This window comes from Blautia sp. DFI.3.45 (assembly GCF_020593505.1).
In the GTDB taxonomy this organism is placed as follows: domain Bacteria; phylum Bacillota; class Clostridia; order Lachnospirales; family Lachnospiraceae; genus Blautia_A; species Blautia_A wexlerae.
Genome location: NZ_JAJDMI010000020.1, coordinates 44,359 through 63,016, shown reverse-complemented (window position 1 = coordinate 63,016; position 18,658 = coordinate 44,359). Strand labels below are relative to the sequence as shown.

Here is an 18,658-nt window from a genome sequence, read left to right as displayed (position 1 = left end):
GGGATAAAAGGTCGGAGGCGTAAGCCGTTACTACGACTGGGCAGTTACAAGCCCAATACCTTTAGGTGATGGGTAGTTGACGTTAATATATCCATATACAAAAGAAAAAACAGTCCCAGTTCCCCGGAGAGGAGAAATCATGCGTGATGAGACGAAGATGGACGTATATACGTCTGGAGTGACTGGCGCAGAGTATGATGCAGGAATGAAACAGCTTATGAGTAATAAGGAGATTATCGTTCCCATTTTGCAGATGACGGTGCCAGAGTTTAAAACGTGCTCACAGGAAGAAATTCTACAGTGCTTAGACATTTCTTCTATTACAAAAGATGATTTCGTAAGTGATATACCAAATGTAGAAAAGGATCTGAGATTAACAAAAGAAGACAGTGAACTCTCATCTCTTGTGGAGAAACTGGTGAGGTTTGATATTCGGTTTAAAATAATAAATCCAAAGTTATCTACAGAGAAAATAAGAGTGAATTTACATATTGATATGGAAGCGCAGAAAAGCTACCGTCCAAGTAATCCGTCATACCCTATATTAAAACGTGCCGTATATTATGTGGCCAGAGACCTTTCATCTCAGTTAAGTACTATTACGCAGACTACAGATTATTCAAAGTTGGAAAAATGTTACTCCATATGGATCTGTGCGGAGGATGTGCCAAAGAAACTGCAGAATACATTGACGGAATACTCTTTTTCGAAGAAGGATATTATAGGGGTAGCAGATGAACCTGAGGAGGATTATGAGCTCTTAACAGTAATTATAATCCGACTGGGAAAAGAAACAGAAGAAAAAGGAATATTTGATTATCTGAAAGGGCTTTTTACTGGTGATATAAAGAGAATACAAAGATATTCACATATAGAATGGTCAGAACCATTTCAGGAGGAGGCGAGCAAAATGACAGGATTTGGAGATATGATTTATGAAAGAGGAATACAGCAAGGCCGTCATGAGGGAATGATTCTGGGGGCTCTCATGAGTGGAAAAACTCCAGAAGAAGTTTCGAAGATGTTGAACTTGCCTCTGGAAGAAATAAAAAAAGTTCAGGAACAGCAGATGACTGTGAACAAGTAGTGAAAGTAAATTACAAATATAAAATTAATTGGGAACTGGGAGCATTAATCAAGCTAATCATAAAAGAGGCTATGCACATTATACGTGCATAGCTCCTTTTGCGTTGGTATTTATGCATTGCGAATATCTGCCTGAAATCAATTTTCTGATTTTAATGCGTCTTCCAGGAATTTCACCGCATCTCTGACACAGTCATCACAGGAGCGGATTACCTTTCCGGTTTCCACACCCTTTAAGTCTTTACATATCACAGTTCCATTCTGCTGTTTAAACTGATTCATGACAGAGCGGACAGTCTGAGAGGTTCCTGCTTTGTCCTGGTTAATAAGTCCAGCTACAACTGCAGCACCGGAGATTGCTCCGCATGTACCGGCCATAGTGCCAAGACCTGCACCGAATCCCTGTGTGATCTTTTTGAGTGTATCCTCATCCATAGATGCCTCTTTACAGAAAGAACAGGCCACAGCCTGTGCACAGTTATAGCCGTTATGTTTCTTTTCTACTGCTTTTTCACATCTTAAATTTTCCATATATAAAATCCTCCTGTGTATAAATTTTAACCGAATCAAGTAAGTCCCCTGCTTGACTTGCGAAAAGTAATAAGCAGTGGGTGGGGACTTGAAGATATAGTTTATGATAGCACCTTGAACCTGTTTTTACAACCTTCACAAAAATTTTCAATTTACAAAGATTTTACTTTAGCGTGGTTTTACATTTAACTTTGGATTTCTATAATAGCACTTGTAAATGAGGCAACAAGTTATAAAACATAAAGATATTAAAAAGGAAATGAGCCTTTCACTTTATATTAAAAACATGGCTCATGGGAAGAGGAGAAAATTATCATGAAGAAAAAAATCGCAACAATCCTTACAGCAGCAGTTATCGGAGCAACAGCTTTCACAACAATCGTAAGTGCAGCAAGCGGAGACATCACAGTTGTATCCCGTGAGGATGGTTCCGGTACACGTGGAGCATTCGTAGAACTGTTTGGAATTGAAGAAGAAAAAGACGGTGAGAAAGTAGATATGACTACAGATGAAGCAAGTGTAACAAACAGCACATCTGTTATGATGACAACTGTTGCAGGTGATGAAAATGCAATCGGTTATATCTCACTTGGTTCTCTGGATGATACAGTAAAGGCAGTTAAGATCGACGGCGTAGAAGCTACTGTAGATAATGTTTCCAATGATTCTTACAAGATCGCACGTCCATTCAACATCCTTACATCTGATAAAGAAAGCGATGCAGCAAAGGATTTTGTAAACTACATTATGAGCTCTGACGGACAGAAGATCGTAGAGGACAACGGTTATATCAAAGAAGCAGCAGATGCTAAGGCTTATGAAGCAGCAGACGGAGTTTCCGGTAAAGTAGTAGTTGCAGGTTCTTCTTCAGTAACACCGGTTATGGAGAAACTTGCAGAAGGCTATGAAGCAGTAAACAAAGACGTAACTGTAGAAGTTCAGCAGAGTGATTCCACAACAGGTGTAAACATGGCAGCAGAAGGAACAGTAGATATCGGTATGGCATCCCGTGACCTGAAGGATGAAGAGAAAGACCTTGGTCTTACAGCTACAGTTATCGCAAGAGATGGTATCGCAGTCATCGTAAACAAAGACAATGATGTTGATGAACTTACAAGCAATCAGGTAAAGGCTGTATACACAGGCGAGACTACTACATGGGAAGATCTTGCTAAATAATGTAACAGATTTAGTTTCAGAGCAGTTCGCCTGTGAATGAAATAGTACAGCAGGCGGGCTGTTTGCATGTTGAAAATCATATTCTGAGAATTATTGCAAAAGTGACAGGTTATGATTTTTGATACAGGGAAAGAAAGGTGTAATGAATGAACCACTTTAAAGAAAAAGCAATGAAATGTGTATTTCTGATCGCAGCCTGTACTTCAGTGTTGGCAGTATTTCTGATCTGTGCATTTCTGTTTGCAAATGGTGTCCCGGCTATCGGGAAAATCGGCCCGCTGAAGTTCCTGCTGGGAACGAAGTGGAAGCCGTCAAATGATATTTTTGGAATCCTTCCAATGATCGTAGCAAGTATTTATGTAACTGCAGGTGCCATTCTCCTGGGGGTGCCGATTGCACTCTTTACTTCTGTTTTTATGGCACGTTACTGCCCGAAGAAAATTTACAGACCATTGAAATCAGGAATTGAATTGATGGCAGGTGTACCTTCTATTGTGTATGGTTTCTTTGGCCTGATTCTTATTGCTCCTCTGATCAGACAGATTTTCGGCGGAACAGGAACCAGTATGCTGGCAGCCTGTGTTCTGCTTGGAATGATGATCCTGCCGACTATCATCGGAGTTACGGAATCTGCGATCCGCAGCGTACCTGAGAGTTATTACGAAGGTTCACTGGCACTGGGAGCAACCAAGGAGAGAAGCATCTTTTTTGTCATGCTTCCGGCAGCAAAATCAGGTATTCTGGCAGCTGTAGTGCTTGGAATCGGTCGGGCGATCGGTGAGACAATGGCTGTTGTAATGGTTGCAGGTAACCAGCCGAGAATGCCACAGGGAATCCTGAAAGGTGTCCGTACAATGACTGCAAATATCGTCACTGAGATGGGTTATGCAACAGGTCTTCACAGAGAAGCACTGATCGCAACAGCAGTTGTGTTATTTATCTTTATTCTTATCATTAACCTGAGTCTTTCTTTACTGAACAGGAGGGCAGAACATGCAAATTGATACAGCAGCGGCAATTGATTTGTCCAAAGAAAAAAAGCAGAATAAGTCTTCTTTCTCAGATCAGATGAAGGCATATATTAAGCATCCGGGATCAGGTGTTCTTGCATTGCTTACCCTTTTAGGTGCAGTCCTGACATTTGCATTACTGTTCTTCCTGATCGGATATATTCTGGTCAAGGGCGTACCGTATCTGTCAACAGACTTGTTCAGTTTAACTTATAATTCAGAGAATCTTTCCTTACTTCCTTCTCTGATCAACACATTCATCCTGACGGTTGTTTCACTTGTAATCGCAGCACCGCTGGGAATCTTTGCAGCCATCTATCTGGTAGAATATGCGAAAAAAGGAAGTAAGCTTGTAAATGTGATCCGTATTACGGCAGAAACACTTTCAGGAATTCCTTCTATTGTATATGGTCTTTTCGGTATGCTGTTTTTCGTAACAGCACTGCATTGGGGACTTTCCCTTCTGTCCGGTGCTTTCACACTGGTAATCATGATTCTTCCTCTGATCATGCGTACTGCGGAAGAAGCCCTGAAATCTGTTCCTGATTCTTATCGTGAAGCCAGCTTTGGACTTGGAGCAGGTAAACTTCGTACCATCTTCACCATTGTTCTGCCATCAGCAGTACCTGGTATTCTGGCAGGTGTGATCCTGGCCATCGGACGTGTGATCGGCGAAACAGCAGCCCTGATTTATACAGCAGGTACAGTTGCAGAGGTACCGAAGAACCTGATGGGTTCCGGACGTACTCTGGCACTTCATATGTATGTGCTGTCAGGTGAGGGCCTTCATATGAATCAGGCATCTGCAACAGCAGTTGTTATTCTGGCATTTGTTCTTGTAATCAATTTCCTGTCCGGAGCAGTTGCCAAACGAATTGCGAAAGGATAAGAAAAATGAGTGGTAATGAAAAAATAACAGTTGAAAATATGAATTTACATTACGGAAAATTCCATGCGCTAAAGAATATAAACATGGCAATTCCGGAGAAAGAAATCACAGCTTTTATCGGACCGAGTGGCTGCGGTAAATCTACACTTCTGAAATCTTTAAACCGTATGAATGACCTTGTTGAGGGATGTGTGATCACCGGTAAGGTACAGCTTGACGGTGAAGATATTTACGGAGATATGGATGTGAATCTCCTGAGAAAAAGAGTGGGAATGGTATTCCAGAAGCCTAATCCTTTCCCTATGAGCATTTATGATAACATTGCATATGGACCTAGAACCCATGGAATCCGTTCCAAGTCTAAGCTGGATGATATTGTAGAAAAATCTCTCCGAGATGCAGCTATCTGGGATGAAGTAAAAGACAGATTAAAGAAAAGCGCACTGGGTATGTCCGGTGGTCAGCAGCAGAGACTCTGTATTGCCAGAGCACTGGCAGTTCAGCCGGAGGTACTTCTGATGGATGAGCCTACATCCGCACTTGACCCTATCTCAACTTCCAAGATCGAGGAGCTGGCGATGGAGTTAAAGAAGGATTATACTATTGTTATGGTAACTCATAATATGCAGCAGGCCACACGTATTTCGGATAAAACAGCATTCTTCCTTCTGGGAGAGGTGGTTGAGTTTGATGATACCGATAAACTGTTCTCTATGCCTTCTGACAAGCGTACAGAGGATTATATTACAGGAAGGTTTGGTTGATTATGTCAAAGTATTTCGAAAGACAGCTGGAGGAACTGCACGTTCAGCTTATCACACTGGGAAGCTATTGTGAGAAAGCAATTTCATTCTCTGCAAAAGCAATCCAGAAGGTACAGAATGAAGAGATTGCCCGCCAGGTTTTTGAGACGGACAGAGATATTGATGCCAAGGAAAGAGAGATTGAGAATCTGTGCCTGAGTCTTCTGCTCCATCAGCACCCGGTTGCAAGAGATTTAAGAGAGATATCTGCAGCATTGAAGATGGTTTCTGATATGGAACGTATCGGTGACCAGGCAGCAGATATTGCAGATCTGTCTTTATATGTTGCAAAGAATACCACTGCGATCCCGGAGACTATCACACAGATGGCGGAAGACACTGTGCGTATGGTAACTGAGAGCGTGGATGCTTTTGTAAAGAGTGATCTGGAGCTGTGCAGAAATGTCATTGACAGAGATGATGTGGTGGATGATGCGTTTAACGAGATTAAAGAGAAGCTTGCAGATATGATCTACGGAGGAAATCTGGATGCCAAGACCGGACTGGATCTTCTTATGACTGCCAAGTATTTTGAACGTATCGGAGATCATGCAGTGAATATTGCTGAATGGGTGGAATATTCCATCACAGGACAGCACAGAAATAATGAGCATCAGGATTATCTGAATAATTAAAAAATGAAGTCCCTTATCACAGATAATGTGAGAGTGTGCAGGGGCGTTTTATATCCGCAGGCGGGAACCGTTTGCGGATATTTGAGTGTTAATATGTAAAGGGAAGTGAAGAGAAGTGACAAAAAAAATATTTAAGTCTACAATGTTAGTATGTGTACTGGTTCTGTCTGTAGGACTGGCTGCTGTGATGGGGATTCTTTACAGTAATTTTGACGGACAGATGAAGAAAGAACTGTCAAAGGAAGCTGCTTATCTGTCATATGGTGTAGAACAGCAGGGAACAGATTATCTGAAGAATGTAAAGGATAAGAGCTCAAGGATTACTTATATTAATAAGGATGGAACTGTGCTTTTTGATAATAAGGCTGATGCAGATGAAATGCAAAATCATAAGAACAGAACTGAATTTCAGAAAGCAGAGAAATATGGTGCAGGAGAATGTTCCAGGTATTCGGATACACTTTCTGAGAAAACAATTTATTATGCACTGCGTCTGAAGGATGGAACTGTGCTGAGAGTTTCAGACACTCAGGATTCTGTGCTGGCACTGGTTGAAAATCTTCTTCTTCCCTTATGTGGACTCTTATTTCTGATGCTGATTCTATCAGGAATCATGGCATCTGTGATATCAAAAAGGATCGTAAAACCTGTGAATGAGCTGGATCTGGAACATCCGGAGGAGAATAAGATTTACGAGGAGCTTTCTCCGCTTTTAGGTAAAATCCATAAACAGAACCGGCAGATCCAGAAGCAGCTGGAACTGGCAAAACAGCAGCAGGAAGAATTCTCTCTTATTACAGAAAATATGCAGGAAGGTCTGATCGTGATTGATAAGTATACCATGATTCTTTCTGCCAATTCCAGTGCATGGAATCTGTTCCGGGTAGATAAAGTATGTCAGGGAGAAAGTGTTTACTGTCTGGATCGTGCGGAAGATTTCAGACATGCGATCGAGCAGGTTCTCAGCGGAGAACATGCGGAACTGATATTGAAATTAAATGGAAGCGATATCCAGTTGATTGCCAATCCTGTGGTACGTGGACAAAAAACAGAAGGTGCTGTGATCCTGCTTGTGAATGTGACAGAGAAGCTTGAGAGGGAGAATCTGCGGAGAGAGTTTTCGGCAAATGTCTCTCATGAGCTGAAGACTCCTCTGACTTCTATTTCAGGATTTGCGGAGATCATGCAGGGCGGTCTGGTGAAATGTGAGGATATTCCCAAGTTTGCAGGGCGTATTTATAAGGAATCCCAGAGACTGCTTCAGCTGGTTGAGGATGTGATCCAGATTTCCCAGCTTGACGAGGAAAAAACATCCTACACCTGGGAACTGGTGGATGTTTATCAGGTTTGTAAGAATGCCTTTGAAAGTCTGAAGGAGAAAGCACAGAGCATGAATGTGCATCTTTATATCTGTGGGGACAGTATGAAGATGGAGGCAGTTCGGACACTTCTGGAAGAGGCAGTTTATAATGTCTGCGATAATGCCATTAAGTATAACCGAAATGATGGAAGTGTAAGCATTTTTCTGACTCAGACTGCACATGAGATACAGATTGTAGTCAAGGATACAGGTGTGGGAATTCCAAAGGAAGATCAGGATAGAGTTTTTGAGAGATTTTACAGAGTGGATAAAAGTCATTCCAAAGAGATTGGAGGTACCGGACTGGGACTTTCTATTGTGAAGCATGCGGTCAGCACTTTGAATGGAAGTATTGTGCTGAGAAGTGAAGAAGGAAGTGGAACGGAAATTACTATGAAATTTCTGAAAGTGCATAAGGAATAAAATAGAATAGATACAGAGGGGATGTCAGTTTGACAGCCCCTCTAAATTATACCGTAGAAAGAACCTTTTTATTTTTTTCGATATTCATTGGGGGTGCAGCCGATCACATCTTTAAACAGTTTGGAAAAGTAGGAATAATTTCCATAGCCGACTTTCAAAGCAACTGTTCCCACCGGGATGTCAGGGTTGAGCAGAAGCTCTTTTGCTTTTTCTAACCGATAGGTGGTGATGTAATTGATGATAGAGGTCTGCGTTTGTTTTTTGAAAAGTCGTGCCAGATAATCTGGATTGAGATAAACCATATCAGCCAGCATGGTACGTGAGATATCTTCGGAGTAGTGCTGATGGATATAGTTGAGTACAATATCAACGACGGAGTCTTTTTCGTTGATGAAGCTATTGTATTCTACGGCGCGTTGTATCAGATAGCGCAGATAATTAAACATATATGGTACAGCGTCCAGAGATTTTGTGATCAGTTCGTCTCTTTCTTCTGAAGAAAATAGAGTGTGTGCTTCGATTCCGTTTTTATGTAGATAGGAAAAAACAATTTGTTCGATATCAAGTCTCAGATGCAGAAGAAAATTTTTGGTGATACCACTGGCCTGAATGTATTTGGACAGGTAATTTTCGATATTCTGTAAAGCTGCGTCTGCCTGTTTTTGTTCCAGAAAAGTATTGATTACTTCCAGTGATGGAGGGATGTAGGAAGTTGTGCTGGGAACAAAATCTTGCAGAAAAAGTGGTTTATTTACGGAGTTAAGGTTGGATTCTCTCATTTCACGTAGTCTGGTAAGAGTTTCAGGCAGTTCTGTCAGGGAAACCTCTGGTGCAATGCCGCATGCAATTTCACAGTGCAGAAAACTCTGAAGATTTTTGAACAGTGTCAGTAGATTTTCTGTAAATGGCTGACGGATTTGTTCCAGTTGCAATCCAGAAAGTATGACAACGTATTCAAAGGTGTTCAGTATCACTATAGACTCATAGAGAATGCAGGATTTCTGAAAGGTTTCGGCTGTAATATTCTGGAAAGAAAAATCTACCATGGAAGACTCCATGGGCATTATCTGGCCGGAGAGTGGATAAAGCCGGAACAAAACAGGAATGAAGAGGTCATCTGCTGTATAGGAAAGATCTTTTTTTCTTAATTCTGTTTCAAGAAGAGAAGGTTCACGAAACAGAGTGGTGGCAAAAAGTTCTTTCCAGAATAAATCTACAATATAGCGGTAATTATCTTTCCATTTCTGACTGTCTGCTTTTGTCTGGGTGAGCGCAGCATTCTTTCTGACTTTAGAAACTGCTTTTTCCAGAATATGGGATAAAGTATCAAAGTCTATAGGTTTTAGCTGGTAATCGAGGGAGGACAGTTCGATAGCTTTTTTTGCGTAATCAAAATCCGCATAGCTGGTCAGGAAAATAAATTGTATTTCTTTTCCTGATTCCCGGACCCAGGAAAGAAGATCAAGACCAGAACCGCCGGGCATTTCGATATCGCAAACACAGATATCGATGGAGTTTTTTTCTATGATTTTCTGAGCTTGACGGATATTGAAAGCAGTGAGTACTTCTGTGATTGTTAGTTGCTCCCAGTTTATTTTTTTCTCAAGGGCCGCTACAACAAAGCGGTCATCATCAACTAATAATGCGTTCATAAAACTTTCCTTTCATAAATTAGGCAGAGAATTGGATCAGATTGCAGGGAGAAGGATGGTTACGCAGGCACCCCCAGACGGGAGGTTTGAGAAAGTAATGACCGCTTCTCCCTGACCGTACAGCAGATTCAGACGTTGGATGGCATTGGTAATTCCAATACGGTGACCATTTTGAGGTTCCAGAGGAATAGCAGAATTTAGGGATTGCAGGATGTCTTCCGAGAATCCGCATCCAGTGTCCATGACCTGAATCTGAATATTTTCATGTGAATTTCCGCCGGCAGTCATCCAGGCGATGTCTGTGCGTATGATTATGGGGTCATCAAAAGTATTGGAGTGTTTGATGGCGTTTTCTATAAAGGTCTGGATCAGAATGGGTGGGATTCGTATGTTTTCTGTACCTTCTTCTGCGTGAATTTCATAGGAGAACGTATCTCCGTAACGCATCTTTTGGATTTCCATATAATTTTTTATATGTTCCAGTTCATTTTTTACAGGAACAAGATCCTGGGTGTTCTGGAAAATATATCGAAAATAGTTGGAAGTAATCATAGACATTTTCATGATCTCTTCGTAAAGCTGCGTCTGTGCCATACTGTAAATGGTATTCAGACAGTTCAGAAAAAAGTGAGGACGGATCTGTAGCTGAAGATAATTCATCATTGTTTTTTGTTTTTCCAGTTCTTTTTCGTAAATGTCAATTTTCAGTTTTTTGATCTGGCGCATCAGATTTTTGAACTGGGAGTTCGCCTGCTCAAGTTCGAGAAGATTGGTGTCTTTTAAACTGATGGTTTCTGCAGAATCATCCAGATGTGCCAGATTTTCTAAAAAGAGCTTGATCGGAGTCAGAACGTGTTTCTTCATATAGAAAATGGAAGTAAACAGAATAACTGCGACCAGAAGGACTGCCAGTGCAAGAATAAACTGAAGCAGGATTATTTTTTCATAAGCCCTGAATTTGCTGAGAATAATCTGAGGATAAAAAGCACCCATAATCAGAGCACCGCTGATAATCAGATTATTTCCCTTATTATAGGTCTCGTAAGAATCGGAATTGCTTTTTCTTGGAAATTCAATATGGTGTTGCTTCAGCAGTTCTTTATTAGTAAGTACGGTTCCGTTTTGCGAGGTAAGAGAAATGAAACCGTCTTTTTCTTTAATTATGTTTTTTAGTGGCTGAATGATATTGTCAGCAGGAATAAAACAGCAGGCGTAGTGGGAGCCTGTATGAAAGGATTTGTAAAAATATACGTTCTTTCCGAACATTAGTACTTCCCAGGCATCCGTGTAGAAACTTGTTTTGGGCGCAGTTATTTTTTGGATCAGATGCTTGTTCAGCAGTACGAGCTGATTCTGAGTAAGTGTCTGAAAAATTTCTGTAGGACGATACATCCGTTCATTCTCTGAATTATATAGAAAAATCTGATATCCTTTTTCAAAAGATTCCAGAAAAATATCAATATTATTATGAACTCGTTCTGCGGATGAAATGAATTCCAGTTTGTCCTGTGTTTCCAACAGAGTATCTGCATCGTCATTTTCAGTCAGGAGCCGGATTAAATAGCGATTGATGGAAATATGTACGGTGTCGATTTGCGAAGCATAAAGGGATGTTGTATCTTGCAGGGACTGAATACTTTGGGAACGCATGGAAAAAATGACAAAACAGCTGATCATGATATCCAGGATTACAACCGGAACCAGCAGAAAAAACAAAAATTTTATGACATGATCAATGGAGTATCCGGCAACACGATGTCTGGAATACATATAAATACCTCCTGAAATATTATAAAATCATTATGATGAAAACAATTATAACAAAAATCCGATAAAAAGATAATAATATTCCGACCTTTTGATACAACAAAAGAGACAAGCTATGAAAAAAGAAATCGGATTTCGGAAAGTGTGAGGTCGTTATTTTACTATTAAAATACTGGAAAATCTGTATAATGAGAAACATCAGACAGAGAGATGTATACATCAAAAAAAATTAAAAAGGAAAAGAATTGAGGTAAAAGGATGAATAAGAAAGTGATTGCAGCGGGAATGGCTATGGTACTGGCTTCTATGGGGCTGACTGCCTGTGGCGATTCCGGTTCAAAAGAGGCTAAAGATTCTTCTGATGAGACTTATACAGTTACAATGGCTTATATTGGAGATAAGGAGGAAGATACAGATCGCATCGAGAAGAAAATCAATGAGATTATGAAGAAAGATATCAATATGGAACTCGATATCGAACCGATCAGCTGGGGTGCCTATGCGGAAACAATGAAGCTGATTCTATCCGGTGGAGAAAAGATGGACATTGTACCAATCCTGGTGGAACAGGTTAATTCCATGGTGAATGCGAAGCAGGTTATTGACATGTCTGAATATATCGACAAATATGGCAATAATATTAAAGAACTGCTTGGTGATACTGCGAAAGCAGCAAATATCGGAAATTATGTATACGGTGTGACAACAGGACGCGAATGGTTCTGCCAGTCATCTGTTATTATGCGAAAAGATATTCTGGATGAGTGTGGAATTGATGTATCTTCTATCACAGATTATAAAGATTTGACTGACGTTTATGCAACTGTGAAAGAAAAATATCCAGATATGGTCATGATGGCAAGCAATAACAGTGCAACACCGGATACCAAATATGAAATGAATGATACACTTACTGATGGATTTGGTGTATTGATGGATCATGGTCAGGATACGACAGTTGTAGATTATTATGAGACAGATGAATATAAAGAGTTTGTAGAAACAATGTATGACTGGCAGCAAAAAGGTTATTTGTCCAAAGATGCTGCAACCACAACAGAGAGTGCGGAGAATCAGGTAAAAGCAGGTGCCGCTTTTTCTTACCTTGCACCAAACAAACCAGGATATGATACCCGTGCCGCTTTACTTTGCGGAACAGAGATGGAGATTGCTCCGATTTCCGAACCATGGGCTGGTACTGCACAAATTTCTTACCTGACTTATGGCATCAGTTCAAGTTCTGCTGATAAAGATAAAACAATGCAGTGTCTGGATTATTTATATGGAAATGCAGATATTCTGAACCTGTTGAACTGGGGGGAAGAAGGTGTTGATTACGAAGTTGTAGATGCTGAAAATAATATCATTAACTATCCGGATGGAAAAGATGACAGCAACACGTATCATCTGGCAGAAGGATGGCAGTTATTTGACCAGTTTAAAATGCATATCTGGGAGGGTGATTCACCAGATATCTGGGATGAAACAAAGGCACTGAATGAGAGTGCAATCAAATCAAAAGCATTCGGATTTACCTATGATTCTACAAGTGTTGCAAACGAACTGGCTGCACTGAGTAATGTAAAAGCAAAATATGCAGCTGCTCTTGGTTCTGGTACAGTAGATCCTGAAGAAACACTTCCGAAATTTATTGAGGAACTGAAGAAAGCAGGAATTGAGAAAGTGATCAGCACCAAACAGGAACAGCTGGACAAGTGGCTGGAAGAGAATAAATAACACAGACAGGGGATGCCGCTATGCATCCCCTGTTATATTCCAGATAATTGAAAGGAAAAATTTATGAAAAAAGCAAAATTTAAAAGATGGGTACCGCTTTATCTGATGATGGCACCGGGGCTGATTTATCTTTTTATCAATAATTATATGCCGATGGCAGGACTTGTGGTTGCTTTCAAAAATTACAACGTGGTAGATGGAATCTTTGGCAGCCCATGGGCCGGTCTCAGCAATTTTACTTATCTGTTTAATGATGCGTGGACGATTACAAGAAATACGTTGCTTTATAATATTGTATTTATTATCATCAACCTGATTCTGGGAATTGCATTTGCCATCTTTATCTGTGATATTCGGAGCAAGGCATGCAAAACAATTTATCAAAGTGCAATTTTACTGCCGTTTCTTATGTCTATTGTAATTGTAAGTTATATCACTTTTGCCTTTTTCAGTGGGGATAATGGAATGCTGAATAAGACAATTCTTCCGTTTTTCGGGAAAGAAGCAATTAATTGGTATTCAGAATCCAAATATTGGCCTGTGATCCTGGTTATCGTAAATACATGGAAAGGTGTAGGATATGGATGCCTGATTTATATTTCCAGTATTTCCGGAATTGATCCTTCTTTTTATGAGGCTGCAGAACTGGATGGAGCTTCAAAGTGGAAACAGATCCGATACATTACACTTCCATCGATCATGCCGTCTGTAATCACTTTGACACTGTTAAACATTGGAAGAATTTTCTATTCTGATTTTGGATTATTCTATCAGGTTACACAAAATTCCGGTCAGCTTTATGATACCACCAATGTAATCGATACTTATGTATACAGGGCACTGCTTCAGTCCGGAAATATCGGAATGGCTTCAGCGGCAGGCTTTTATCAGTCCATTGTCGGATTTGCCTGTGTACTGCTGGCAAATGTGGTTGTGCGCAAATTAAGCCCTGAAAATGCAATGTTCTAGGAGGTAAAAAATGGTTAGAAGCAAAAGTGCAAAAAGATTTGAACGATTGGCACATACGGTCATGATACTGGTTACAATCTGTATTGTATTGCCGTTTATCTTGTTATTTATGTCATCTATTACCTCTGAAAGTGCTCTGGTTAGAGATGGATATTCCTTTTTTCCAAAAGAGTTCAGTATTCATGCCTATAAGTTTATCTGGGATAATGCTGCAAATGTATTCAGGGCATATGGAATTACAATACTGGTCACTGTAATAGGAACCAGTATTAATGTGGCAATGTCTGCATTGTTGGCGTATCCGCTTTCCCTGAAAAATCTTCCAGGAAAAAGAATCCTGAATTTCTACATATTTTTTACCATGTTATTTAATGGTGGACTGGTTCCTACATATCTCATGTATACAGGAATTTTCCATATCAATAACACACTGCTTGCATATATTGTGCCGGGACTTCTGATGAGTGCTATGAATGTTATGCTGATTCGTACATTCTTTGCAACCAGTATTCCGGATGCACTTTTTGAAGCAGCTCAGATTGACGGTGCAAGTCAATTCCAGATTTTTTTCAAAATTGTATTGCCACTGGGTAAACCCATTCTTATTGCCATGGGTCTGCTTTCCGGATTAGGATACTGGAATGACTGGACAAATGGTCTGTACTATATTAGAGATACGAAGTTATATGGCATTCAGAACCTTCTGAATAAGATGATTTCAGATTTGACAGCACTGACACAGAATGCTTCTGGTGCGTCAACTGTTGCAATTGCAGATATTCCATCTGCATCTGTCAGAATGGCAATAGCGTTTGTTGCAATGCTACCGATTTTATGCCTGTATCCGTTTTTACAGAGATATTTTACCAAAGGTATCGCGCTTGGTGCCGTAAAAGGCTGAAGATGTTTTGAAGGAAAGGTGGATTATTTTCCTGTAAATATTTAGTGTTTTCAGCAAAGATTTTTTCTGATAAGATGGGGAATAGAAAGTATTGGGGAAAAACGGTCGGAACGATCATTGCATCGCTTGAGAGATGTTGTTCTCAGAAAGAAAGGATAAAACATGAACGATTATAAATTGGATTTAGAGAAATATGCAACACTGGCGAGACAGGCAGCCGCAGAGGGATGTGTACTTCTGGAGAATGAGAAGCAGGCACTTCCTTTGAGAGAGGGAGAGAGTGTGGCTGTTTTTGGCCGCATGGCATTTCATTATTATAAAAGCGGACTTGGTTCCGGCGGTCTGGTGAATACGAGATATGTAGTGGGAATTCTGGATGCGCTGAAGGAGTGTAAAGAGATTCAACTGGATGAGAAACTGCTGGGTATTTATGCAAACTGGATTAAAGAGAATCCTTATGATGAAGGTCAGGGATGGGGTCGTGTTCCGTGGTCTCAGAAAGAGATGGAAGTTACAGAGGAAATGCTGGACTGCGCACGTAGCAACGATGTTTCGCTTGTTATTATAGGAAGAACTGCAGGTGAAGATCAGGATAATAATACGAATCTGGGAAGCTATTGTCTGACGGAGACGGAGGAGGATTTGATCTGCCGGGTCTGTGAGGTGAGTAAGTGCACAGTTGTGGTGCTGAATGTTGGAAATATTATTGATATGAGTTGGGTGGAGAAATATCATCCTCAGGCTGTGCTGTATGCATGGCAGGGTGGTCAGGAAGGTGGCAATGGTGTGGCTGATGTGCTGACCGGTAAAGTGTGTGCATGTGGGAAGCTGACAGATACCATTGCTGAGAGGATTGAGTATTATCCGTCTACGGAGAATTTTGGTGATCCATATAAGAATTATTATAAGGAAGATATTTATGTGGGTTATCGTTATTTTGAGACATTTGCGAAGGATAAGGTGCTGTATCCGTTTGGATATGGTTTGTCCTATACGAATTTTGAGACAAAGGCGGAGATTTTTAAGAATACTGAGGATGAACTCACAGTGGCTGCGACGGTTACCAATATCGGTGATGTGAGGGGCAAAGAGATTGTACAGGTTTATGTAAAAGCACCGCAGGGTAAACTTGGAAATCCGGCAAGAAAGCTGATCGGATTTGCAAAAACCCGGGAACTGGCACCGGGTGAAAAAGAAGAACTTGTTATCATCATTCCCAAATATGATATGGCCTCTTATGATGACAGTGGAGTGACAGGACACAAATCCTGTTATGTTCTGGAAGAGGGAACTTATGAAATTTTTGCAGGCAGTGATGTAAGAAGTGCGAAATCAGCAGGAATTTACGAAGAAGAATTACGTGTAATAGAACAGTTACAGGAGGCATATGCACCGATTGAGAAATTCCGGAGAATGAAAGCCGTTCTGAGAGCGGATGGAACTTATCAGGCAGTAACAGAAGAGGTTCCTGTCCGCACAGCAGATCCACATAAACGCAGAGAGGAAAGAATGCCGAAGACTCTGGAGTATACGGGAGATAAAGGCTATAAGCTGGCAGATGTACTGGATAAAAAAGTTTCTATGGATGAGTTTGTGGCACAGATCAGTGAGGCGGATCTGATTGCCATGTTCCGCGGTGAAGGAATGTGCAGTCCAAAGGTCACTGCTGGAACTGCAGCTGCATTTGGCGGTGTGACAGAGTCTTTGAAGGCTCTTGGAATCCCGGTGGGATGCTGCGCGGATGGGCCGTCAGGGATTCGTATGGATTGCGGTACGAAAGCGTTTTCTCTGCCAAATGGAACTTTGCTGGGCTGTACTTTTAATACGGAGCTTGTGGGTGAGCTGTATGAAATGACAGGGAGGGAACTTCGACTGAATAAGATTGATTCCCTGCTGGGACCAGGTATGAATATTCACAGGAATCCACTGAATGGTCGAAATTTTGAATATATTTCTGAGGATCCGCTTCTCACAGGAAGAATTTGTGCGGCTCAGGTGAAGGCAATGGCTAAATCCGAAATTGGAAGTACGATTAAGCATTTCTGTGGAAATAATCAGGAAGTGGGACGAAGTACTTCTGATTCTGTTATGTCTGAGAGATGTCTGAGAGAGATCTATCTGAAGGGATTTGAGATTGCAGTAAAGGAGGGTGGTGCACGTTCTGTAATGACTACTTATGGAAGTGTAAATGGGCTCTGGACTGCAGGTAGCTATGATCTGTGTACAACTATTCTGAGAAAAGAGTGGGGATTTCAGGGTATTGTCATGACTGACTGGTGGGCGAAGTCCAATTATGAGGGTCATCAGGCAGAGGTAACTGCGAAAGCTCCTATGGTAGCTGCCCAGAATGATATTTATATGGTAGTGAGTGATGCGAAGTCCAATCCGGAGAATGACGATGTGGAGGAAATGCTTCATGCAGGAAAAATTACTGTGGGAGAATTGCAGAGGAATGCAGCCAATATCCTGGGATTTCTGTTAAAAAGTCCTTCTGTTTTATTGTTGACAGACAGAATATGTAAAGAAGAACTGGAGGCTATGAATACAAAGGAAGAGGACGATGTGGATGCCGGAAGTCTGGTAAGTATTGAAAGTGATTCGGTGACACAGAAAATTGTAATTGACGGTGCATTATTACATCCTGCAAAGGGAAAGGCAGATGTGATTGCTGTGACTAACGAGTTCATGGGTGATTTCACAATGAAGTTTACTTTGAAATCTGATCTTGGTGAGCTGGCTCAGCTTCCAGTTTCTGTATTTTTGGATAATATTCATAAGATGACTGTTTCAGTACAGGGGACCAATGGAAAATGGGTAGAAGAAAGCCGCATCCTGAATATGGAATTTGGTCATAATCACTATATCAAATTTTATTATGGTGCGGATAATTTTGAAATTAAAGAAATTGTGCTGATTCCGAATAGGTAAGACCAATTTTGGGAACGCTTGCAAAACTATATCCTTTATGGCATAATTATGAAAATACTCAGAACCTGCGAAAGATGAGTGATAATTGCTTTATAAAAGTGGTTATCTGTGGACTTTTTTAATGCGGAGCGGGCTGTTCAGAGGAAAAGTGTTACTGATGATTAGAACAGTGTTAAGAGTGATGAGGAAAAGATAATATGTCAGGTTTTACAAAGGAAATTATTGCAAAGACTTTTACAGAATTGCTGGATGAAAAGCCCATGTCTAAGATTACGGTGAAGGATATCGTGGAACGATGTGGTGTAAACAGAAATACTTTTTATTATCATTTTAAGGATATTCCGGATGTAGTGGAGTTTATTTTGAAAAAGAAGTGGGATGAGATTCTGGAACACCCACAGGACAGAGCCTCTATTCTGGAATGTATGGAAGAAATGGCAGATCTGGTGAGAAATAACAGAAAGGTTATGTTTAATGTTTACAGATCAGTGAAAAAAGATACGTTCCTTTTTTATATGAATGAGATTTCCAACTATATTATTATGGAATATTTTCGGAAAAATGCAGATCAGTTTGATCTTGATGAGGGAGAAATCCGGATTCTGATTCAATATTATAAGTGTCTGTTTATGGGATTTCTGATGGAGTGGCTGGATAATAATCTGAAATCTGATTTTGGAGAAGAAATGCGTCAGGCTTCCCGGCTTTTTGAAAAGCACCCGGAGCTACATGCGGTATTGAACAGATCAGAATAGAGTGAAAATACCTGTTGTTCCTGATATTTATTA

At 40.6% G+C, this 18,658-nt stretch carries 15 protein-coding genes; 12 read left to right on the top strand and 3 right to left on the bottom strand.

Features of this window, described 5'->3' with window-relative positions; translation table 11 throughout:
* The first annotated feature begins 217 nt into the window (after window positions 1-217).
* The gene (locus tag LJE09_RS09050; RefSeq protein WP_227311225.1) at window positions 218-1,087 is read left to right on the top strand and encodes an Rpn family recombination-promoting nuclease/putative transposase; all 870 of its coding nucleotides are present in this window, start codon (window positions 218-220) and stop codon (window positions 1,085-1,087) included.
* A 137-nt stretch (window positions 1,088-1,224) separates the two neighbouring features.
* Here the strand turns inward: LJE09_RS09050 and LJE09_RS09045 are convergent, their stop codons facing one another.
* Entirely contained in the window at window positions 1,225-1,617 is a 393-nt protein-coding gene (locus tag LJE09_RS09045) for a C-GCAxxG-C-C family protein (protein WP_055058579.1), read from the bottom strand.
* A gap of 315 nt (window positions 1,618-1,932) precedes the next feature.
* On the opposite strand from LJE09_RS09045, the gene LJE09_RS09040 reads away from it, so the two are divergent.
* The 6 genes from LJE09_RS09040 to LJE09_RS09015 all read left to right on the top strand — a co-directional run bounded on the left by LJE09_RS09040 (window position 1,933) and on the right by LJE09_RS09015 (window position 7,916).
* Window positions 1,933-2,796 (top strand): substrate-binding domain-containing protein, encoded by an 864-nt coding sequence (locus tag LJE09_RS09040; RefSeq protein ID WP_173698122.1) that lies wholly within the window; start codon window positions 1,933-1,935, stop codon window positions 2,794-2,796.
* A 146-nt stretch (window positions 2,797-2,942) separates the two neighbouring features.
* Window positions 2,943-3,800 (top strand): phosphate ABC transporter permease subunit PstC, encoded by an 858-nt coding sequence (pstC, locus tag LJE09_RS09035; RefSeq protein WP_118616840.1) that lies wholly within the window; start codon window positions 2,943-2,945, stop codon window positions 3,798-3,800.
* The gene (gene pstA / locus LJE09_RS09030) at window positions 3,790-4,695 is read left to right on the top strand and encodes a phosphate ABC transporter permease PstA (protein ID WP_118616839.1); all 906 of its coding nucleotides are present in this window, start codon (window positions 3,790-3,792) and stop codon (window positions 4,693-4,695) included. Before pstC ends, pstA begins: the two co-directional genes overlap by 11 nt.
* Before the next feature lie 5 nt (window positions 4,696-4,700).
* Window positions 4,701-5,459 carry a phosphate ABC transporter ATP-binding protein PstB gene (gene pstB, locus LJE09_RS09025; RefSeq protein WP_022381180.1) on the top strand — a complete coding sequence of 253 codons (759 nt, stop codon included), beginning with the start codon at window positions 4,701-4,703 and terminating at the stop codon, window positions 5,457-5,459.
* A 2-nt stretch (window positions 5,460-5,461) separates the two neighbouring features.
* A complete protein-coding gene (gene phoU / locus LJE09_RS09020; RefSeq protein ID WP_008705061.1) occupies window positions 5,462-6,133 on the top strand; it encodes a phosphate signaling complex protein PhoU in 672 nt (223 codons plus the stop codon).
* A gap of 115 nt (window positions 6,134-6,248) precedes the next feature.
* The gene (locus LJE09_RS09015) at window positions 6,249-7,916 is read left to right on the top strand and encodes a sensor histidine kinase (RefSeq protein WP_062808139.1); all 1,668 of its coding nucleotides are present in this window, start codon (window positions 6,249-6,251) and stop codon (window positions 7,914-7,916) included.
* 68 nt (window positions 7,917-7,984) lie between these two features.
* Here LJE09_RS09015 and LJE09_RS09010 read toward each other — a convergent pair whose 3' ends face one another.
* Both LJE09_RS09010 and LJE09_RS09005 read right to left on the bottom strand, forming a co-directional pair.
* Window positions 7,985-9,568: a response regulator transcription factor gene (locus LJE09_RS09010; RefSeq protein WP_227311223.1), complete on the bottom strand. Its 1,584-nt coding sequence runs from the start codon at window positions 9,566-9,568 to the stop codon at window positions 7,985-7,987.
* A 36-nt stretch (window positions 9,569-9,604) separates the two neighbouring features.
* On the bottom strand, window positions 9,605-11,338 hold the full coding sequence (locus tag LJE09_RS09005) for a sensor histidine kinase (protein WP_227311222.1): 1,734 nt from the start codon (window positions 11,336-11,338) through the stop codon (window positions 9,605-9,607).
* Window positions 11,339-11,593: 255 nt separating this feature from the next.
* Here LJE09_RS09005 and LJE09_RS09000 point away from each other — a divergent pair, with 255 nt between their 5' ends.
* From LJE09_RS09000 to LJE09_RS08980, 5 genes are all read left to right on the top strand, one after another.
* Window positions 11,594-13,072 carry an ABC transporter substrate-binding protein gene (locus LJE09_RS09000; RefSeq protein WP_008705054.1) on the top strand — a complete coding sequence of 493 codons (1,479 nt, stop codon included), beginning with the start codon at window positions 11,594-11,596 and terminating at the stop codon, window positions 13,070-13,072.
* A gap of 63 nt (window positions 13,073-13,135) precedes the next feature.
* Window positions 13,136-14,041: an ABC transporter permease gene (locus LJE09_RS08995; RefSeq protein ID WP_008705047.1), complete on the top strand. Its 906-nt coding sequence runs from the start codon at window positions 13,136-13,138 to the stop codon at window positions 14,039-14,041.
* Window positions 14,042-14,051: 10 nt separating this feature from the next.
* On the top strand, window positions 14,052-14,942 hold the full coding sequence (locus LJE09_RS08990) for a carbohydrate ABC transporter permease (protein ID WP_008705044.1): 891 nt from the start codon (window positions 14,052-14,054) through the stop codon (window positions 14,940-14,942).
* Window positions 14,943-15,104: 162 nt separating this feature from the next.
* The gene (locus tag LJE09_RS08985; RefSeq protein WP_227311221.1) at window positions 15,105-17,870 is read left to right on the top strand and encodes a glycoside hydrolase family 3 protein; all 2,766 of its coding nucleotides are present in this window, start codon (window positions 15,105-15,107) and stop codon (window positions 17,868-17,870) included.
* Between the two features lie 197 nt (window positions 17,871-18,067).
* Entirely contained in the window at window positions 18,068-18,625 is a 558-nt protein-coding gene (locus LJE09_RS08980) for a TetR/AcrR family transcriptional regulator C-terminal domain-containing protein (protein WP_022381285.1), read from the top strand.
* Window positions 18,626-18,658: the final 33 nt, after the last annotated feature.

Excerpts from the sequence above, each read along its gene's own strand:
- LJE09_RS09050 (WP_227311225.1), top strand. The coding sequence starts at position 218 with ATGAGTAATAAGGAGATTATCGTTCCCATTTTGCAGATGACGGTGCCA.
- LJE09_RS09045 (WP_055058579.1), bottom strand. The coding sequence starts at position 1,617 with ATGGAAAATTTAAGATGTGAAAAAGCAGTAGAAAAGAAACATAACGGC.
- LJE09_RS09040 (WP_173698122.1), top strand. The coding sequence starts at position 1,933 with ATGAAGAAAAAAATCGCAACAATCCTTACAGCAGCAGTTATCGGAGCA.
- pstC (WP_118616840.1), top strand. The coding sequence starts at position 2,943 with ATGAACCACTTTAAAGAAAAAGCAATGAAATGTGTATTTCTGATCGCA.
- pstA (WP_118616839.1), top strand. The coding sequence starts at position 3,790 with ATGCAAATTGATACAGCAGCGGCAATTGATTTGTCCAAAGAAAAAAAG.
- pstB (WP_022381180.1), top strand. The coding sequence starts at position 4,701 with ATGAGTGGTAATGAAAAAATAACAGTTGAAAATATGAATTTACATTAC.
- phoU (WP_008705061.1), top strand. The coding sequence starts at position 5,462 with ATGTCAAAGTATTTCGAAAGACAGCTGGAGGAACTGCACGTTCAGCTT.
- LJE09_RS09010 (WP_227311223.1), bottom strand. The coding sequence starts at position 9,568 with ATGAACGCATTATTAGTTGATGATGACCGCTTTGTTGTAGCGGCCCTT.
- LJE09_RS09005 (WP_227311222.1), bottom strand. The coding sequence starts at position 11,338 with ATGTATTCCAGACATCGTGTTGCCGGATACTCCATTGATCATGTCATA.
- LJE09_RS09000 (WP_008705054.1), top strand. The coding sequence starts at position 11,594 with ATGAATAAGAAAGTGATTGCAGCGGGAATGGCTATGGTACTGGCTTCT.
- LJE09_RS08995 (WP_008705047.1), top strand. The coding sequence starts at position 13,136 with ATGAAAAAAGCAAAATTTAAAAGATGGGTACCGCTTTATCTGATGATG.
- LJE09_RS08990 (WP_008705044.1), top strand. The coding sequence starts at position 14,052 with ATGGTTAGAAGCAAAAGTGCAAAAAGATTTGAACGATTGGCACATACG.
- LJE09_RS08985 (WP_227311221.1), top strand. The coding sequence starts at position 15,105 with ATGAACGATTATAAATTGGATTTAGAGAAATATGCAACACTGGCGAGA.
- LJE09_RS08980 (WP_022381285.1), top strand. The coding sequence starts at position 18,068 with ATGTCAGGTTTTACAAAGGAAATTATTGCAAAGACTTTTACAGAATTG.